We start from the raw sequence: 14,033 nt of genomic DNA, 5'->3' as shown, positions 1-14,033 counted from the left end.
CCGGTCGAATAAGCGCGACTACTCGTCGCTCATCCTGAGCGCCGCGATGAACGCTTCCTGCGGAATGTCGACCTTGCCGAACTGGCGCATGCGCTTCTTGCCTTCCTTCTGCTTGTCGAGCAGCTTGCGCTTGCGGGTGGCGTCGCCGCCGTAGCACTTGGCCGTCACGTCCTTGCGCATGGCGGAGATCGTCTCGCGAGCGATGACGTTGCCGCCGATTGCCGCCTGGATCGGGATCTTGAACATGTGGCGCGGGATCAGATCCTTGAGCTTCTCGCACATGTCGCGGCCGCGCTTTTCCGCCGCCGAGCGGTGGACCAGCATCGACAGCGCGTCGACCGGCTCGCCGTTCACCAGGATCGACATCTTGACGAGATTGCCTTCCTGGTAGTCGGTCAGGTGATAGTCGAAGGAGGCGTAGCCCTTGGAGATCGACTTCAGGCGGTCGTAGAAGTCGAAGACGACTTCGTTGAGCGGCAGATCATAGGTCACCATCGCGCGGCTGCCGGCATAGGTGAGTTCGATCTGGATGCCGCGGCGATCCTGGCAGAGTTTCAGCACCGAACCGAGATAGTCGTCCGGCGTCATGATCGTGGCGCGAATCCAGGGCTCCTGGATTTCCTTGATCTTGACGACATCGGGCATGTCGGCCGGGTTGTGCAGCTCGCGCTCGGTGCCATCGGTCATCGAGAGCTTGTAGACGACGCTCGGTGCCGTCGCGATCAGGTCGAGATTGAACTCGCGCTCCAGCCGCTCCTGGATGATTTCGAGATGCAGCAGACCGAGGAAGCCGCAGCGGAAGCCGAAGCCGAGCGCGGCGGAGCTTTCCATTTCGAACGAGAAGGACGCATCGTTGAGCCGGAGCTTGCCCATCGCGGCGCGCAGGTCCTCGAAATCGGCGGCATCGACGGGGAACAGGCCGCAGAAGACCACCGGCTGGGCGGGCTTGAAGCCTGGCAGTGCTTGCGCGGTCGGCTTGCGGTCGTCGGTGATCGTGTCGCCGACTCGGGTATCGGCCACTTCCTTGATCGAGGCGGTGATGAAGCCGACTTCGCCGGGACCGAGCTCCTCGACAGCAACCATCTTGGGGGTCAGCACGCCGATGCGCTCGATGCCATATTTGGCGTCGGTGCCCATCATGCGAATGATCTGCCCCTTCTTCATCACGCCATCGATCACGCGCACCAGAACCATGACGCCGAGATATGTATCGTACCAGCTGTCGACCAGCATGGCCTTGAGCGGCGCATTCTCGTCGCCATGCTTGGGCGGCGGCAGGCGATGGACGATGGCTTCGAGCACATCGGGTATGCCGATGCCAGTCTTGGCTGAGATCATCACGGCGTTGGAAGCGTCGAGACCGATCACATCCTCGATCTGTTGCTTGATCCGCTCGGGCTCGGCCGCCGGCAGGTCGATCTTGTTGAGGACGGGCACGATCTCGTGGTTGGCGTCGAGTGCCTGATAGACATTGGCCAGCGTCTGGGCCTCGACGCCCTGCGAGGCATCGACCACCAGCAGGGAACCCTCGCAGGCGGCCAGCGAACGGCTGACCTCGTAGGCGAAGTCGACATGGCCGGGCGTATCCATCAGGTTCAGCACATAGGTCTCGCCATTGTTGGCGACATAGTGCAGGCGCACGGTCTGCGCCTTGATGGTAATGCCACGCTCCTTCTCGATATCCATGTTGTCGAGAACCTGCTCGGACATCTCGCGGGCGGCAAGGCCGCCGGTGGTCTGGATCAGGCGATCGGCCAGCGTCGACTTGCCGTGGTCGATATGGGCCACGATCGAGAAATTGCGGATATGATCGAGTGGAATGCGATTTTCTGAGCTCATGGTCCGCCCGCATATAGTGGACCGGTAAAAGTGTAAAGAATGTTCGGGCCAAAGGGACGGGAAAAGCCCGGATTGCCAAGCTTCAGTGCGCGTTTGCTATCCTGTCAGGAACTCTTCGAACGGGTTGCGGCCCAGCGGATGGCCGTGACGATGGCAATGCCGAGGACGGGCCATTGCGCCCAGAGCGTGTCGCCGCCGGCGAGAATGTTGATGCCGATAAGCATGGCCGAGATGATCACAGCCGGTCCGTAGCGCCGGACCGGACCGCTTTGCCCCGAGACCCAGATGAAGGCGGCTGTCGTGGCGAGGAACAGCAAGGGCCAGGCAGCCCAGAACTCGCCATGCCAGGTGAAGACGTTGACGAGCGTGACAATGCCCGCCGGGATGGCGAGCCCGCGCAGCATGCGGCCGCGCATGCGCCCCATGCCGCTCATGACGAAAGCCGCCGGATCGGGCGGCGGCGTCGCGGTACCGGGCAGAGGCGGGAAAGGCGACGCGGCATCTCTTGGAGGTTCGGCACGGTACGCCTCCCGTGGCCGCTGCGCCGCCTGCGCCTGCTCGCCGACGCGCACCGAATAGCTCGGGATCGCGTCATGCACATTCTTGACGCTCAGGTCGCCGAGGAAGTCGAAACCGACGGAGAGCTTGTTGCGGACGTGATCATACACGGTGTTGGAGATCACAATGCCGCCGGCCGGTGCTTGGCTCTGCAGCCGAGCGGCGATATTGACGCCGTCACCATAGAGGTCGCTGTCCTGCTCGATCACGTCGCCGAGATTGATGCCGATGCGGAACATCATCTGGTTGTCTTGGGGCGTGCCGGAATTGGCCTGGGCGAGCTCATTCTGGATGTCGATCGCCGCGCGCACAGCTTCAACCACGCTCGGGAATTCGGCGATCAGACCGTCGCCCCAGGTGTTGACCACGCGCCCGCCATGCAGGCCGATCACGCCGCTCATCGAGTCCCGGTAGCGCTTGAGCGTGTCGAGCGTGCCTTCCTCGTCGGCTCCCATGAGGCGGGTATAGTCCTGCACATCGGCTGACAGGATTGTCGTGAGCTTGCGGCGCGTTTCCGTCATCAGTCCCCTCCCGTTGCTGCTGCTATAGAGCAGCAGACACAGACACGAGCAACGGCAATATGGGATGCGGCAGGCAGGATTGGAAGCACCCGCACCCAACAGATCGAAAATTCGATCAGCCCATGATGCGGGGGAGAAGCTCGATGGCGTCGGCCGTGTGCCGCTTTGTTGCAGGCTTGGGGCTGCCGAAGACGAAACGATTCTTGCCGGCTCGCTTGGCTTCATAGAGGGCGCCGTCAGCGCATTGCATAAGACTGCCGACGGTTTCCCCGGAATTGGAAGCGAGCGCGATGCCGATCGAAGCGCTGATCCGAACGTGTTCGCCATCGATGTGATAGTCCATCGAAAGGGCGTTGACCAAACGCGCGGCAATCCAGGCGGCCTCGCCCGGCTTGTGGATCGTCGCCAGTACGGCGAATTCATCGCCGCCAAAGCGCGCGACAAGATCACCGCTCCTGACCGTCTCCTCGAGCCGCCGGGCGACGCCGCACAACAGAACGTCGCCGGCCGAATGTCCGAATGTGTCGTTGACGGCCTTGAAACCGTCGAGGTCGATGAAGAAGACCGCGAGCTGTTCGTTCGTCTCTGCGAGGCTGGTAACCGCCGGCGCCATCCGGCTCTCGAATTGGAAGCGGTTGGGCAGGCCGGTCAGGGAGTCGTGGTGGGCGAGATGGGCGATCTCACGTTCGCGGACCCGCTGTTCGGTAATGTCCTCGGAAATGCCGAGCACATAGCGCGCCTTGCCGTCTGCGCCGTCCTTGAGTGCAACCTTGCGGGTGCGGATGAAGCGGACCTGGTGATCCCGGCCCGTGGCGAAGGTTTCCTCGACAAAGTCGTAAGCCCCTCGCTTCAACGTCTCCTCATCCTGCCGCCGGAATTCGGCGACGACCTCGGGGTCGAAGAGATCTGTATCGAAATTGCCGATGACGGAGGCGCCGTCGAAGCCCAGCACGTCCTGGCCGGTCTTGTTGTAAAGCACATAGCGTCCGTCGTCGCGCATGTCCTTGACGAAGACGGCGACAGGGATCGTGTCGACGACGTGACGCAGGAAGGCGCGGGTGCGCAACACTTCGGCTTCCATCTTCTGGCGCTCGGTGATGTCGTAGAAGGCAGCAAGAATGACCTTGCGCCCGTCGCGCTCGACGATCTGCATGCTGACGCGGACGACGCGTTCTTCGCCGCTCTTGAGGCGATGGATGCGCGGTCGGTCAGCGACCTCGGCATCATCAGCGTTGTCAAGATACCAGCCGATCTCGCCACTGGTCTTTTCGGGGCGTATATCAGGCAGGCGCAGCGCCAGCATCTCGTCGCGCGAATAGCCGTAGAAAGCGACGGATGCGGCGTTGACGTCGAGAATGACAAGCGTTTCGACATCGATCACCAGCATCGGCAACGGGTGGGATTCGAACAGCAGCCGCGCCGATTCTTCCCGGCGCTTGAGTTCGGTGATTTCAGGTGTCTGGGCGACGGAGGCGCTTGCAAGCTTGGGCGCGGCCATGTCGACGATATCGTCGAGCAGTGCAGCGTCGCGGGCGTTGAAGGCACGTCCGGGGATCGAGCCGAGCACGATCACCTGCAAGGTGGCGCCGCAGGGGCCGAAGCGGTGCGAGCGCAGGACCGGGGCCAGGTGTCCGCCGATCTCAACGGTGTCCGAATTGATGGACGAGGTGACGGCCGCGGATACGTCTTCGCCTTGCCGCTCACACCAATGCGTAAGCGGGCGCACGGATCCGGTCGTGTCCTCGCCGGCAAGCAGGATCACGGCAGCAGGCATGGCGGCGGCAAGCACCCGTGCCATTCTGGCAAAGGCTGCATCGCTGTCGGTTTCATGCCGGATGGGAGAATTGGCGGGTCTACTCATCCATACAAGCTCGGAGGCGGGGGTACCTCATGCAATGGATACTGACGCGAATATATTAGAAAACCGTTAGAGTGCTCGACCTTTCACGCTTTTGCCGCAGGCTCTGTCGTTAAAAATCCGTTTTCCCGAATCACATAGAAGCGAACCACGCTGCATCAGCAAGAATCACGCTCCGGAAAGACTCGCATGAATCGCCTCGCTCTTGCCCTCTCCATCGCGGCCTTTGCCGGATCCGCCCTCGCCAATCCCGTGCCGGTGACCAACACGTCGAAGGCGCCCTACAAGGCGAGCAAGACCTATTGCAACGACGCGGTGCTGCAGAAGCCGTCCAAGGGCGAGAATATCGCCTGCTATAATCACGACGCCTGCTATTCGGATCCACAGGGCAAGAACCGCAAGGATTGCGACGAAGGCTATCTGCGCGACATGAAGCTCGCCGGCCTCGGGACACTGGGCTACATCAAGTTCAAGGCACTGCGCGAATGGGGCCAGGCCTCATGGGAAAAGTGCCGCGAGAACGACGAGTGGCAGAAAGCCAACAAATAGACGTCAGGAACTGCGCTTCCGCCGCCAGGACTGCCATTTGCGCTCGCACCAGTAGATCGCGTTGACCACCGGCCGGCGCAGGAAGGTGATGTCCTGCGCCAGCAGCAGCAAACCGAGCGGCACCATCCAGAAGCCGAGTATCGGCAGGAAGCCGACGAAGCCGCAGAGCACCAGCATGATGCCGGCGATGATCCGGAGTAGCCGGAGTTCCGGCTTGCGAACCCACTCGATGAACCGCGCCATCCAACCTGGGAGCCGGGCGGAGTATCGCTCGACGATGCGGTCGAGGCGTTCCTGGTCGCGTGTGGTCATTCTTTCTCCATCGCGGGGCAGAGGCTCTCGTTCAAAGATGGCTATTTGTGCGCCGGACTTCCAGATGACCGGCGGATGTTAAGCTTCCAATGCGCCAATCACGGCAAGGTTCACCAACCGACGCGCCGATTAGCGCCGATCGATGGCATGCGATTTCCATCGGTTCTGCATGCGATCCATGTTAGTCTGTCTGCATTGCTCGCGATGTGGGAGCAATTTTTCAGGATCGGATACTTCCATGAATATTCCCGAATGGGTCCAGCCAGCGAGCTTCGGCGCGGTGGCGGGTGCAGTCGCAATGGCCTTTGTCGGCTTCTCTTACGGCGGATGGGTCACAACCACCGCAAAGGAGAAATACTCCAAGGACCAAGCGGCCGAGCAAGTGGCTCAGGCTCTCATGCCCTATTGCATTGCCCGATCGAAGGAAGATCCGGCCGCCATCACTGTACTTGCAGAATTGAAGGCGGCGACCGGCTACAATCGCCGTGGCGTTCTGGAAAAGGCTGGATGGGCGACGCCCATGGGCGCCGACAAGCCCAACTCGCTTCTCGCCGCAGCCTGCGAAGTGCAGCTCGGCAAAGCTGTTTGATCAATCAACCGGAGGAGACTAGCGCATGGCAAAAGGTCAGGTTCGCGGCAACAAGGAAACGCGAAAACCCAAGAAGGACAAGAGTGCCGCAAAGCCGGTAACTGTCGAGGGATCACAGGTCAAGCTCGCGGGCAGCACGGTCCCCATCGGCAAGAAGAGCAAGTGACGCGCTGAGGCTGCAGACCCCGGAATCCTTTTCAAGCTTCCGGGGGAACACCCAGTCCTACGCAATACCGATTTCGGGGCTGAGACGATCACGTCGAAGTGCCGCGTCGAGGTCATCGGCCGAGACATGAAGATATTGCTTAATGGCTGAAGCGGTGCCGATCGCGGGAACTTCGAGAATCGTCGATATACGGTGGTACGCGGCGAAGGACAGGCCTTCGATCAGTTCTTCGTCGACCGTCACGTTATACGCGCCCGCCGGCAGCATTTCCGTCTGCGCGCCGATGGTGAAGGGCTGCGCGAAGGTGACGACGGAGCTTGAGGAGCGGCTGGTCATGGCGCAACTCGCGCGCCTGCCGGCACGTTGAGAATTCTCAGCGCCCGCGCCGCGGTCTTCACATCAAGACCGACCATTTTCCATGCGGCATATTCGGCCGGAACGCCGCTGAATACATGGTAAATGGTCCAGGTGCCATTCCTCTCGATCCGCTTTCCATAGCGATAGCCACCGACAGCGGACACTGTCTTTGTGGGGCCGAAGTGCAGGCTTTCGCGGGTGACTTGGTAGGTAGGGCTCGTCACGGTGCTCGATGAAGTCATGCTGGCCTTCAATGCCTCCGTGAGCTTGTTTTCGATCGTGATCCCCTGTTCGAAAAGCGCAACGAGCAGCCGCGCTGCGGCGTCTCGCTTGTCATATTGTGGATGTGCCACCTCGTCCGGCAACCCTGCCTTGTCCAAAACCCGGCGCAGCATGGCAATGTCGGACGTGGTAAAATAACGCTTCTTGTCGCCAGCATGCATGCGGCTTTCCTTCCATTGGTCGGATTTGAAAAATCCAGTCCCGCAACCTGCAGCATAGAATTTCTTTGCGGCGCGAATAAGTTTCAGACCCGCGCCATTTGTATTTATGAGGTAAATAGAAAGAAAATTCATGAATTATGCGAAAATATTCTCAAAAATATTCAACTGAAAACACGCATACGACTTAATGATGTATAACATGAATTCCTTGAGATTATGATTGCCAGGAGAGTCTACGATGTCGATCGCATTTCCCAATCGCAGCCGCAGCTACGATACCGCCGAGCAGCGCGTTCGATTTCTCGGGCACGACGGAATGTTCGAGGTTCGGTTCTTCATCGGCCTCGATGCTCTTGCAAAGACCGCGGCAGCAAAAGTCTCGAGCGAAAAGGATGCGCTCTCCGCATTTGATGAGAAGCGGCGATGGATCCTGGAGGCCGCGGAAAAGGCCTATGCGCGCGGCAAGCGCAACAATATGTGCGTTCTGACGGCCGCCGACTTTCACTGACGCGCTTTTGGGTGGCTTTCAGCCACCCACGGGTCGGGGCACCATCGAAAGATGCAGTTGCGGACCGGTCCACGGATAATCGTCGAGGATCGCTTCGTTGAGCTCGACGCCAAGACCCGGCTCCTTGGATGGGATGACATGGCCGTCCTGCCATTCGATCTTCTGCTTTAGCAGCGTCTCGTGGAAGCCATCGAACTGCTTGATCGCTTCTAGGATCAGGAAATTGGGCAGTGTCACCGCCAACTGGATGTTCGCCGCGGCGACGATCGGGCCGCAATAGCAGTGCGGCGCGATCAGGATATGGAAGGCCTCGGCCATTGCGGCAATCTTCTTGGTCTCCAGAATGCCGCCGGAACGGCCGAGATCGGGCTGCAGGATGCTTGCAGCGCGGTTCTCGATGACGCGGGCGAATTCCCACTTGGTCGTCAGCCGCTCGCCGGTGGCAATCGGGATCGACGTGCCACGCGCAACCTGCGCCATCACTTCCGGCATGTCGGGCGGCACGGGCTCTTCGAACCATAGTGGATCATAGGGTTCGAGTGCCTTCGCCATGCGGAGAGCACCCGACGCGGTGAACTGGCCATGGGTGCCGAACAGGATGTCGGCCTTCGTGCCGACTGCCTCGCGCACCGCCTTCACCATGCGGGCCGAGAGGTCGATATCGATCAGGCGCGGCTGGTGGCCGTCATAGATCGTATAGGGACCCGCGGGGTCGAACTTCACCGCATTGAAGCCGTCCTTGACATATTCGAGCGCGGTCGCGGCTGCCATGTCCGGATCGTTATAGACATTCTTCGTGCCGGCGAGATCAGCCGGGACGACCGAACCGGACTTCGGGTAGAGATAGGTATAGGTGCGCAGCGCCTCATGCACCTGGCCGCCGAGCAGCTTGTAGACCGGCTTGTTCGCTTCCTTGCCGATAATGTCCCAGCAGGCGATTTCCAGCGCCGAGACGCAGCCCATCATGGTGACATCGGGCCGCTGGGTGAAGCCCGAGGAATAGGCATTGCGGAAGAAGACTTCTATGTCGTGAGGATCGCGGCCGACGAGATAGCGCGCCGCGCAATCCTCGATCAGCTTGGCGGTGAGATGCGGATCGAAGGTCGCGTTATAGGCCTCGCCATAGCCGACGACATTGCCGTCGGTGGTCAGCTTGACGAAGATGAAGTAGGGCCCGCCGAAGCCGGCCCCATTGGCCACGACCCAGGTCTTGACGTCGGTGATCTTCATGAAATCCGTCTCCCGAAATGTAGTGGCGTTCTAGCAGATTGGTGACGTATGGGCACGCCGGGAACCGTCAGGAAACAGGCGGAATTTGAACCGTCCATAGCGCAGGGAAGATGTGCATAACCGAAGTTCGGTGTTGCAGCATACGCCGCCATCCGCTTCGATTTCGTCCCCAAGGAGACAGCCATGAGCGAACCATCGGTCAAACTCGAAGATAGTTGGAAGCAGGCACTGGCCGGCGAGTTCTCCGCGCCCTACATGGCTAATCTCAAGAGCTTCCTCATCGAGGAGAAGAACCAGGGCAAGGTGATTTTTCCACGCGGCGCGGAATATTTCCGGGCACTCGATCTGACTCCACTCGGCAAGGTCAAGGTCGTCATCCTCGGCCAGGATCCCTATCACGGTGATGGGCAGGCGCATGGGCTCTGCTTCTCGGTTCAGCCGGGCGTCCGCATCCCGCCGTCGCTGGTCAATATCTACAAGGAAATGCAGGAGGATCTCGGCATTCCGCCGGCGCGGCATGGACATCTCGAACATTGGGCGAAGCAGGGCGTGCTGTTGCTCAACAGCGTACTGACGGTCGAGCGTTCGCTCGCCGCCTCGCATCAGGGCAAGGGCTGGGAAAAGTTCACCGATGCCGTCATTGCGCGCGTCAACGAACAGGAAAGTCCGGCGGTCTTCATGCTCTGGGGCTCCTATGCGCAGAAGAAGGCGGCCTTCGTCGATCCCCAAAAACACCTGGTCCTCAAGGCGCCGCATCCGTCACCGCTGTCGGCGCATAATGGCTTCTTCGGTTCGAAGCATTTTTCCAAGGCCAACCGCTTCCTCGAATCGAAGGGGCTTTCGCCGATCGATTGGCGGTTGCCGGCGGACGCTTAGGCCGAGGGCATCAGCCGCCGCCGCCGGTGGTCGAGCAGCACGATGGCGAGCCCGCTCGCGACGATGAGGGCGAGGCCCGCGGCGGCGAGAGCGTTCGGAACGTCCCCGAACACCACCAGTCCGGAAATGACCGCCCAGACCGAAAAACTGTAATAGAAGGGGGCGACCACGGATGCGGGGCCGATCCGGTAGGCCATGAAGATGAAGAAGTGGCCGATGATCAGGAAGAAGCCGGCGCCGAGCAGCAGCAGGACATGGCGTGAGCCGGGCGCCACCCAATTCTCCGTCAGGAGGTGGGCAAGGCCGGCGGCGACCATCACCACGAAGGCGGCGGAGAGAGCCACCACCATGCCGGGGATTTCGGCGCTGACCCGCCGGCTGGCGATGTCGCGGGCGGCGGAAAACACCGAATTGGCGAAGGCGAGGACCGCATAGACCGAGACGCCCTCCATGGTTGGCTGCGCCACCATCAGCGCTCCGGCAAAGCCGAGGCCGATCAGGGCCATGCGCACGCCGCCGATCCGCTCGCGAAACAGGATCGATCCGGCGAGAATGATGAAGAGCGGCGCCACCTGGCCCAGCGCCACCACGTCGGCGATCGGCATATGCGCGAGCGCGACGATATAGGTCAGGATGGCGCCGGTCTCGAGCAGGTTGCGTGTCAGCACGCGCCCGTCGAACATCCTCGGCGCGCTCTTTCCCTGTCCCAGCAGCAGGAGAACCGGCAGGCCGAAAAAGAGCGCCGCCAAGCCGCGCAGGAACAGCACCTCGTAGGAGGGCAGGCCCACTGTGGCGAGCTTCATCATCGAGTCGTTGATCAGGTAGGATCCGGTGGCGACCAGCATGAAGAGCGGTCCGCGGATCGTCGACGGTGAGATAGTCATCGTTTGCATCTGACCAGAGATTGCCTGCCTCGGCAACGACCAATGGCCATCCAGAACAGATTGGCGCTCCCTCCGCAGCGCAAGGGGGATAGAGGTCTCCCCCACAGTCCGGAACGGCCAAGCCTGTTTCGCCAAGAGTGCAAAACGAAACCCTTGACAATGTTCACAGGGCTGATATTCGAAAATTGCATAGACCGCTCAGCGGCGCACGCACAATCTTGCCAAAAGGCGCCAATATTTTCGCTCTATACGCCATAATTGGCACCGCTCCGCAGGATGAAACTCTTCAGATATAACATTATTGCATCCTCTCATATATGAGCAAATGCTGGATAATCTGGCATTTGCCCATTCAATCCCGCATTGACGGCGCCGCATAAATTTTTGACCAAATGGTAAAATTTCGGCGTACCAAGGGAAGGCGCCGAGTCGTAGACGCGGATATAAGACCGCCATTCCAATCGATCGCTGCCAAGAAGCCACCCAAGCGGGTGGCATGTTTTCGGGGCTGGATTGAAAGCGGTTTCAACCGCGTCACCGCCCCGCCGACAAATGGCTTAGGACAAGATGGCCGCAATGAAAGACCCTGGAGACGGATTCCACGGACCGGAGGAACTTTGTAGCCTCGAACGCAAGTGCCTTGCCCTTGCCGCGAGGGGGCGAAATGTCGAGGACATTGCCTCTGATGTCGGCATTACCGCAAAGGAGGCCCGCATTCTTCTCTACTGTGCACAACGCAAACTGGGTGCATCCAACAGAATGCAGGCCATCGCGCGATATCTATCCGACGAAATGACCGCAATCATGACAATATGATTGCGGTCGGGTGCGGCAGGCAACCTTTGGAGGCCTTTGCGGGGCGTCGAACTATTCGACAAGCCTCCCTAGGTCAGGTTGGCGGACCTGTCTGCCGCGCCCCTTTCTCTTCCCTCTTTTCAGCGCCTATTCCCCATAGGGAATCCAGACATTCTTCACATCCGTCGCCTTCCTGAGGAAGAGCGGCCCCTCGGCCTGCGCCGCGTCCATCCAGTCGAAGGCCTTGCCGTAGTCCGTGAATGTCCGCTTCAGGTTGCCCACCGAGCCCTTTTCCACCATCTCGGACAGCGCCTGCGAGCCGAAGGCCCAGACGGCGTCGACGTCATTGTGGGTCGCCAGCGACTTGCCGAGCTCCATCGCCGAACCGGTGACGATGTTGACCACGCCGGCCGGCAGGTCGGAGGTCTCCAGCACTGTGTAGAAATCGGTCGCCGAAAGCGGGTAGGGCTCCGACGGTACAGCCACGACACGGTTGCCGACTGCGATCAATGGGGCGACCAGGCTGACAAAACCGAGCAGCGGCGCTTCCGGCGGGCAGACCACGCCGACCACGCCCTGCGGCTCAGGTAGAGCCAGCGCCACGCCGCGCAGCGGCGGCTGGTGGACGACGCCCTCATACTTGTCCGCCCAGGCGCCATAGGTGAAAAGGCGCGACACGGCTGCGTCGAACTCGGCGCGGGCCGAGCCCGGCGTGCGGCCGGTCTGGGCCGCGATGCGGGCGATGAATTCATCGGCGCGGCCAGAGAGGTTTTCAGCGATGTAGTAGAGGATCTGTGCCCGGTTATGTGCCGTGGCGCTCGCCCAGCCGCCGGCCCCTTGCGCTGCCACGACGGCATTGCGGATGTCCTTGCGATTGCCCTCGCCGACTTCACCGACGAGCTTGCCCTTGGGCGAGACGATCGGGCGATTGTAGTTTCCATCAGGACGAGCCTGTTTGCCGCCGATGAACAGCTTGGCGGTACGGTCGATCAGCGGCGCCGAGAAGTCGCCGCTCCCTGTCGTCGAACGGAGCTGCGGCACCGTATAGTCGACGCGTGCCTTGCTCTTACTCCAGGCCTTGGGCTTGAGATATTCGTAGGCACCTTCCTTGCCACCCTCGCGGCCGAAGCCCGATTCCTTCTTGCCACCGAAGCCGGCCGAAGCGTCGAAGAGATTGGTCGCGTTGACCCAGACGACGCCAGCCTGCAGGCGGGCGGCGACATGAAGCGCCAAGCCGATCGTTTCGCTCCAGACGCTGGCGGCGAGGCCGTAACGCGAGTGATTGGCGAGTTGCACCGCCTCATCGGGCGTGCGGAAGGTCATGGAGACCGCGACCGGCCCGAAGATTTCTTCGGTCGCGACAATCGAGGTCGGCTGGACATTGGCGAGCAGCGTCGGCCGGAAGAAGGAGCCGCCCTTCGGCAGCTCGATCTCGCTCTGGTAGAGCTGTGCGCCTTCCTCGACGCCCTGCTTCACCAGCGCCTCGATGCGCTTGAGCTGCACCGGCGCAACGATCGCGCCCATGTCGATGCACTTGTCGAGCGGCTGGCCGACACGCAGCGTCTGCATGCGGCGGTTAAGCCGCGCATGGAACTTCTCGGCGACGCCTTCCTGCACCAGGATGCGCGAGCCGGCGCAGCAGACCTGGCCCTGATTGAACCAGATTGCATCGACCACGCCTTCGACCGCACCGTCGATATCGGCGTCGTCGAAGACGATGAAGGGCGACTTGCCGCCGAGTTCCAGCGTCAGCGACTTGCCGGACCCTGCTGTCTTTTCGCGGATGATGCGGCCGACTTCGGTGGAGCCCGTAAAGGCGATCTTGTCGATGCCCTCATGCTCGACGATCATGGCGCCCGTCTCGCCTTCGCCGGTCACCACATTGAGCACGCCTGCGGGCAGGCCGGCTGCCGCGGCAAGCTCTGCGAAGAGCAAGGCGGTGAGCGAGGTAAATTCGGCGGGCTTCAGCACCACCGTGTTTCCGAGCGCCAGCGCCGGCGCCACTTTCCAGGCCAGCATCAACAGCGGGAAGTTCCAGGGAATAATCTGGCCGATCACGCCGACCGGCGCATGGTCGGCGAACTCGCTCTCCTGCAACTGGGCCCAGCCGGCATGGTGGTAGAAATGGCGGGCGGCGAGCGGCACATCGATATCGCGCGTCTCGCGCACCGGCTTGCCATTGTCGATCGCTTCGATGACCGCCAACAGGCGGCCGTGGCGCTGGATCATCCGTGCGAGCGCATAGAGATGCCGGGCGCGCTGGTGGCCCGAAATCCTCGACCATTGCGCCTGCGCCTTGCGGGCCGCGCTGATGGCGGCGTCGACATCCTCCTTCGTGCCGATCGCGAGCTTAGCGAGGTCGCCGCCGGTGGCAGGCTCATGGGTGACAAAAGTCTTGCCGCCCTGCGACGGGCGGAATTCGCCGTTGATGAAATGGCCGAAGGTGCCGTTGTGGCGCTTAAGCCAGGCACGCGCTTCGTTGTCGGCTTCCAGGGCGGGGCCGTAGGACATGTCGTCGAAGAATTTCGCTACATTGGACTTGCTCATG

Annotated in this window: 15 protein-coding genes; 6 read left to right on the top strand and 9 right to left on the bottom strand. The window is 61.3% G+C overall.

The features are described 5' to 3' along the window. Positions 1 to 18 precede the first annotated feature (18 nt). The 3 genes from lepA to AC2YI2_RS03305 form a co-directional block, all read right to left on the bottom strand. On the bottom strand, positions 19 to 1,839 hold the full coding sequence (lepA, locus tag AC2YI2_RS03315) for a translation elongation factor 4 (RefSeq protein WP_487384990.1): 1,821 nt from the start codon (positions 1,837 to 1,839) through the stop codon (positions 19 to 21). Between the two features lie 104 nt (positions 1,840 to 1,943). Further along, positions 1,944 to 2,918 carry an adenylate/guanylate cyclase domain-containing protein gene (locus tag AC2YI2_RS03310; RefSeq protein ID WP_487384989.1) on the bottom strand — a complete coding sequence of 325 codons (975 nt, stop codon included), beginning with the start codon at positions 2,916 to 2,918 and terminating at the stop codon, positions 1,944 to 1,946. Positions 2,919 to 3,033: 115 nt separating this feature from the next. Then, entirely contained in the window at positions 3,034 to 4,779 is a 1,746-nt protein-coding gene (locus AC2YI2_RS03305) for a diguanylate cyclase domain-containing protein (protein ID WP_487384988.1), read from the bottom strand. 186 nt (positions 4,780 to 4,965) lie between these two features. Here AC2YI2_RS03305 and AC2YI2_RS03300 point away from each other — a divergent pair, with 186 nt between their 5' ends. Further along, positions 4,966 to 5,325, top strand: coding sequence for a hypothetical protein (locus AC2YI2_RS03300; protein WP_487384987.1), 360 nt, complete (start codon positions 4,966 to 4,968; stop codon positions 5,323 to 5,325). Between the two features lie 3 nt (positions 5,326 to 5,328). Here the strand turns inward: AC2YI2_RS03300 and AC2YI2_RS03295 are convergent, their stop codons facing one another. Beyond that, complete coding sequence (locus AC2YI2_RS03295; protein ID WP_487384986.1) at positions 5,329 to 5,637, bottom strand: YgaP family membrane protein; 309 nt, start codon at positions 5,635 to 5,637, stop codon at positions 5,329 to 5,331. Between the two features lie 238 nt (positions 5,638 to 5,875). Between AC2YI2_RS03295 and AC2YI2_RS03290 the strand changes: the two genes are divergently transcribed. Beyond that, a complete protein-coding gene (locus AC2YI2_RS03290) occupies positions 5,876 to 6,226 on the top strand; it encodes a hypothetical protein (protein WP_487384985.1) in 351 nt (116 codons plus the stop codon). Positions 6,227 to 6,251: 25 nt separating this feature from the next. Next, a complete protein-coding gene (locus AC2YI2_RS03285; protein WP_487384984.1) occupies positions 6,252 to 6,392 on the top strand; it encodes a hypothetical protein in 141 nt (46 codons plus the stop codon). A gap of 57 nt (positions 6,393 to 6,449) precedes the next feature. Here AC2YI2_RS03285 and AC2YI2_RS03280 read toward each other — a convergent pair whose 3' ends face one another. Both AC2YI2_RS03280 and AC2YI2_RS03275 read right to left on the bottom strand, forming a co-directional pair. Then, positions 6,450 to 6,728, bottom strand: a complete 279-nt coding sequence (locus AC2YI2_RS03280) for a hypothetical protein (RefSeq protein ID WP_487384983.1) — start codon at positions 6,726 to 6,728, stop codon at positions 6,450 to 6,452. Then, the gene (locus AC2YI2_RS03275; RefSeq protein WP_487384982.1) at positions 6,725 to 7,324 is read right to left on the bottom strand and encodes a hypothetical protein; all 600 of its coding nucleotides are present in this window, start codon (positions 7,322 to 7,324) and stop codon (positions 6,725 to 6,727) included. The genes AC2YI2_RS03280 and AC2YI2_RS03275 overlap by 4 nt, the downstream gene beginning before the upstream one ends. A 106-nt stretch (positions 7,325 to 7,430) precedes the next feature. Between AC2YI2_RS03275 and AC2YI2_RS03270 the strand changes: the two genes are divergently transcribed. Continuing rightward, on the top strand, positions 7,431 to 7,700 hold the full coding sequence (locus tag AC2YI2_RS03270) for a DUF1488 family protein (protein ID WP_487384981.1): 270 nt from the start codon (positions 7,431 to 7,433) through the stop codon (positions 7,698 to 7,700). Positions 7,701 to 7,718: 18 nt separating this feature from the next. Here the strand turns inward: AC2YI2_RS03270 and AC2YI2_RS03265 are convergent, their stop codons facing one another. Then, a complete protein-coding gene (locus AC2YI2_RS03265; RefSeq protein WP_487384980.1) occupies positions 7,719 to 8,930 on the bottom strand; it encodes a mandelate racemase/muconate lactonizing enzyme family protein in 1,212 nt (403 codons plus the stop codon). A 183-nt stretch (positions 8,931 to 9,113) separates the two neighbouring features. Here AC2YI2_RS03265 and ung point away from each other — a divergent pair, with 183 nt between their 5' ends. Next, positions 9,114 to 9,806, top strand: a complete 693-nt coding sequence (gene ung / locus AC2YI2_RS03260; RefSeq protein ID WP_487384979.1) for a uracil-DNA glycosylase — start codon at positions 9,114 to 9,116, stop codon at positions 9,804 to 9,806. Here the strand turns inward: ung and AC2YI2_RS03255 are convergent. Further along, entirely contained in the window at positions 9,803 to 10,690 is an 888-nt protein-coding gene (locus AC2YI2_RS03255) for a DMT family transporter (protein WP_487384978.1), read from the bottom strand. The genes ung and AC2YI2_RS03255 overlap by 4 nt on opposite strands. A gap of 567 nt (positions 10,691 to 11,257) precedes the next feature. Here AC2YI2_RS03255 and AC2YI2_RS03250 point away from each other — a divergent pair. Next, positions 11,258 to 11,506, top strand: coding sequence for a LuxR C-terminal-related transcriptional regulator (locus AC2YI2_RS03250; protein WP_487384977.1), 249 nt, complete (start codon positions 11,258 to 11,260; stop codon positions 11,504 to 11,506). A 126-nt stretch (positions 11,507 to 11,632) separates the two neighbouring features. Here the strand turns inward: AC2YI2_RS03250 and AC2YI2_RS03245 are convergent, their stop codons facing one another. Then, positions 11,633 to 14,032: an aldehyde dehydrogenase family protein gene (locus tag AC2YI2_RS03245; protein WP_487384976.1), complete on the bottom strand. Its 2,400-nt coding sequence runs from the start codon at positions 14,030 to 14,032 to the stop codon at positions 11,633 to 11,635. Position 14,033 lies beyond the last annotated feature (1 nt).

It is taken from the genome of Rhizobium sp. SRI_017, assembly GCF_057586295.1.
This window is presented reverse-complemented; position numbering and strand designations above follow the sequence as displayed.

What these genes read in the sequence shown, in the direction of transcription:
- lepA (WP_487384990.1), bottom strand. Translation starts at nt 1,839, where the DNA reads ATGAGCTCAGAAAATCGCATTCCACTCGATCATATCCGCAATTTCTCG.
- AC2YI2_RS03310 (WP_487384989.1), bottom strand. Translation starts at nt 2,918, where the DNA reads ATGACGGAAACGCGCCGCAAGCTCACGACAATCCTGTCAGCCGATGTG.
- AC2YI2_RS03305 (WP_487384988.1), bottom strand. Translation starts at nt 4,779, where the DNA reads ATGAGTAGACCCGCCAATTCTCCCATCCGGCATGAAACCGACAGCGAT.
- AC2YI2_RS03300 (WP_487384987.1), top strand. Translation starts at nt 4,966, where the DNA reads ATGAATCGCCTCGCTCTTGCCCTCTCCATCGCGGCCTTTGCCGGATCC.
- AC2YI2_RS03295 (WP_487384986.1), bottom strand. Translation starts at nt 5,637, where the DNA reads ATGACCACACGCGACCAGGAACGCCTCGACCGCATCGTCGAGCGATAC.
- AC2YI2_RS03290 (WP_487384985.1), top strand. Translation starts at nt 5,876, where the DNA reads ATGAATATTCCCGAATGGGTCCAGCCAGCGAGCTTCGGCGCGGTGGCG.
- AC2YI2_RS03285 (WP_487384984.1), top strand. Translation starts at nt 6,252, where the DNA reads ATGGCAAAAGGTCAGGTTCGCGGCAACAAGGAAACGCGAAAACCCAAG.
- AC2YI2_RS03280 (WP_487384983.1), bottom strand. Translation starts at nt 6,728, where the DNA reads ATGACCAGCCGCTCCTCAAGCTCCGTCGTCACCTTCGCGCAGCCCTTC.
- AC2YI2_RS03275 (WP_487384982.1), bottom strand. Translation starts at nt 7,324, where the DNA reads ATGAATTTTCTTTCTATTTACCTCATAAATACAAATGGCGCGGGTCTG.
- AC2YI2_RS03270 (WP_487384981.1), top strand. Translation starts at nt 7,431, where the DNA reads ATGTCGATCGCATTTCCCAATCGCAGCCGCAGCTACGATACCGCCGAG.
- AC2YI2_RS03265 (WP_487384980.1), bottom strand. Translation starts at nt 8,930, where the DNA reads ATGAAGATCACCGACGTCAAGACCTGGGTCGTGGCCAATGGGGCCGGC.
- ung (WP_487384979.1), top strand. Translation starts at nt 9,114, where the DNA reads ATGAGCGAACCATCGGTCAAACTCGAAGATAGTTGGAAGCAGGCACTG.
- AC2YI2_RS03255 (WP_487384978.1), bottom strand. Translation starts at nt 10,690, where the DNA reads ATGACTATCTCACCGTCGACGATCCGCGGACCGCTCTTCATGCTGGTC.
- AC2YI2_RS03250 (WP_487384977.1), top strand. Translation starts at nt 11,258, where the DNA reads ATGGCCGCAATGAAAGACCCTGGAGACGGATTCCACGGACCGGAGGAA.
- AC2YI2_RS03245 (WP_487384976.1), bottom strand. Translation starts at nt 14,032, where the DNA reads ATGAGCAAGTCCAATGTAGCGAAATTCTTCGACGACATGTCCTACGGC.